Source organism: Arthrobacter sp. GQ119 (assembly GCF_059759125.1).
Genome location: NZ_JCAXEA010000084.1, coordinates 1 through 420, shown reverse-complemented (window position 1 = coordinate 420; position 420 = coordinate 1). Strand labels below are relative to the sequence as shown.

Sequence of the window (420 nt, the reverse complement as noted above, 5' to 3'; positions counted from 1 at the left end):
GTCGAGGGAGCGGTGTGGAAGGCGCGGACCAGGTTGTTCTCGGTGTCGAGCATGATCTGCGGCCGCGAGACGCAGTCCCCGGTCTGGGCGATCGTGGTCTGGGAGAACGCGCCCGTGCCGGGCTTGAACACCAGCAGCACCTCCTGCGCCAGGGTGGGATCGGATGAGCCGTCGTCGAGGCCGGTCTTCACCGCGGCAAACACCCGGCCGGAGGTGTCGGCCTGCAGCGTCTTGATGTTCAGATGATCGTCGACCTGTTTGTTCCCCTTGACCGCTTCCTGGACGTTCCAGGAGGAGGACGCGTTCGGATCGGTGCCATCGGTGCGCGTCGCCCACCACGCCGTCCCGGTGGCCTGGTCGGTCCACATGATCCCGATCTTGTTGCTCCGGTACGCCACGATCGCGGAGAGGTCATCGGGC

1 pseudogene is annotated in these 420 nt (G+C 66.4%); it reads right to left on the bottom strand.

The features are described from left to right. Nucleotides 1–420: pseudogene (locus AC6CH3_RS23460) on the bottom strand (hypothetical protein); the annotation flags it as partial.